This is a genomic window from Streptomyces sp. NPDC059668, from assembly GCF_042734135.1.
Taxonomy (GTDB): Bacteria; Actinomycetota; Actinomycetes; order Streptomycetales; family Streptomycetaceae; genus Streptomyces.
Window position 1 is genome coordinate 1 of record NZ_JBHWEL010000154.1, and the last position, 2224, is coordinate 2224.

The window sequence follows — 2224 nt, forward strand, 5'->3', positions numbered from 1 at the left end:
TGAGAAGACACCGTCTTCTCACCGCCGACCCAGAACGAAGGAAGGCATGAACCGAGCCACTCGCGCGTCCGCTCTCGCCGCGACCACCGTCCTCGCGACGACCGGAGCCGTGCTCACGTGCACGTCCGTCGCCGGTGCCGCCACAGCGACCGTGACCTGTAAGTCGCCCGTCTTCAAACGGCAGTTCTACGCGAACACGACCTTCTCCGGCACGCCGAAGAAGACCGACTGCGACTCGAAGATCGATCAGAACTGGGGCACCGGCGCCCCCGCCGCCGGGCTGCCCGGGGACAACTTCGGCGTGCGCTGGACGGTCACCCGGGACTTCGGTTCCGGCGGCCCGTTCTCGATCCCCGTCGCGACCCGCGACGGCCTGCGCGTCTACCTCGACGGCACCCGCAAGGTCGACATCTGGAAGAACGTGTCGACGACCCAGACGAAGACCGTCAACGTCACCGTCCCGTCCGGGACGCACACCCTCCGCTTCGACTTCGTCAACTGGACGGGCACCGCGAACGTCAAGGCGGACTACCTGCCCCGCACGTCCGCCACCGTCGACACGGTCAAGCCCCTCGTGCCCGCCGGCGCCTCCCTCACGTACAACTCCTCGTACCAGGCCAAGTTCGGCTGGACGGCCAACAAGGAGATGGACCTCGCGGGCTACCGCGTGTACCGCCGGCTCCAGGGCGCCTCGTACGGCACCAAGCCGCTGGCCACGACGGCCTCCACCTCGTACACGGACACCACGCTGCCGAAGAACGGCGCGGTCTACTACTACGAGGTCCGCGCCTACGACAAGGCGGGCAGGGAGTCCGCGGGTACGGCGGACAAGTCCGTCACCACCGTCGACAAGAGCGCTCCCGCGGCGCCGAAGGGGGTCGAGGGCGCCTGGGGGCCCGGCTACTCCGAGAAGGTCAGCCTCTCCTGGTACGGGAACACCGAGGCGGACCTCGCCGGGTACAACGTGTACCGCTCCACCACCGGCAGGCCGGTCGCGCTCACCGCGGCGAACCGGCTGAACGGCGACAAGCCGCTCAGCGACGCCCGGTACGCGCAGCCGCTGCCGCAGACCGGCGACACGTACTACTACGTCGTCACGGCGGTCGACACGCACGGCAACGAGTCGGCGGCCTCCGACACCGCGGAGTTCTACACGCGGGACAAGACGGGTCCCGTGAACACCGCGTACAACGCGAGGGCGGTCGAGGACGAGCGCGGGGTCACGCTGACCTGGGACAAGTCGGAGGCCACCAGCGAGGACTTCGTCGGGTACACCGTCCTGCGCTACGACAAGCCGCACACGCAGAGCGGGCGCACGGTCGTGGAGGTCGCCAAGGGCGTCCAGGGCACGTCCTTCACGGAGGCGGCCCCGCCGCGGGGCGCCACGTACTACTACTCCGTCGTGGCCGTGGACGCTGCGGGGAACGGGGCCAACCGCTCTGTCGAGATGCCGGTCGCCGTCGCGGGGAACACCACCCCGCCGCCCCCGGTGACGGGCACGACCGCCACCGCCCGGGAGAACGGCGTCTCGCTGAGCTGGGACGCCAGTGACGAACCCGGTCTCGACCACTACCGCATCATGCGGGGCACCCTGGTCGACGGCGAGTGGGTCTACGAGCCGCTCATCGACGCCTGGACCCTCAGGCCCGCGGAGTTCACGGAGACCCACCACCTCGACCGTACCGTCGCCGATGGCGAGCAGGTCCGCTACAGCGTCATCGCCGTCGACCAGTACGGCAACCAGCTCACCCTCGGGACCGGCGCCTCGGTCCAGGACGTCACCGAGCTCGACCTGCGCCCCGACGTCGCCGCCGACCCGGCCGTGGGCGACAACCCGGTCGGCCACATCAACGGCGACGCGTACGGAACGGTCCGCTGGTGGCTGGGCGGCGACACGGGCGCCAACGGCAGCAAGGTGACCGGCTACACCGTCTACCGCTGGAACCGGTCGACCCACGTCTTCGACGAGGTCGCCGTCCGGACGCGCGGTGACGACACCAGCTGGTCGTACGCGGACACCACCATGCCCAAGGGCACGACCACGTACTACCGCGTGACCGCCACCCTCGCCGACGGCACGGAGACGGCCGCCCGCGAGACGGCGATCGCCTCGGTGGACTAGCTCCCGTCAGGGGGAAGCAGGGGAGGCGCCCGGCCGGGGGGGGGCGCGCGGGCGCCGGGTGGGAGGGGGGGTGGGCGGCCCCCCCCACCGCACACACACGCC

1 protein-coding gene is annotated in these 2224 nt (G+C 70.8%); it reads left to right on the forward strand.

Translation table 11 applies throughout. The features are described from left to right. The first annotated feature begins 46 nt into the window (after positions 1-46). A complete protein-coding gene (locus tag ACFV2J_RS42490; RefSeq protein ID WP_385443847.1) occupies positions 47-2122 on the forward strand; it encodes a PA14 domain-containing protein in 2076 nt (691 codons plus the stop codon). The last annotated feature ends 102 nt before the right edge of the window (positions 2123-2224 follow it).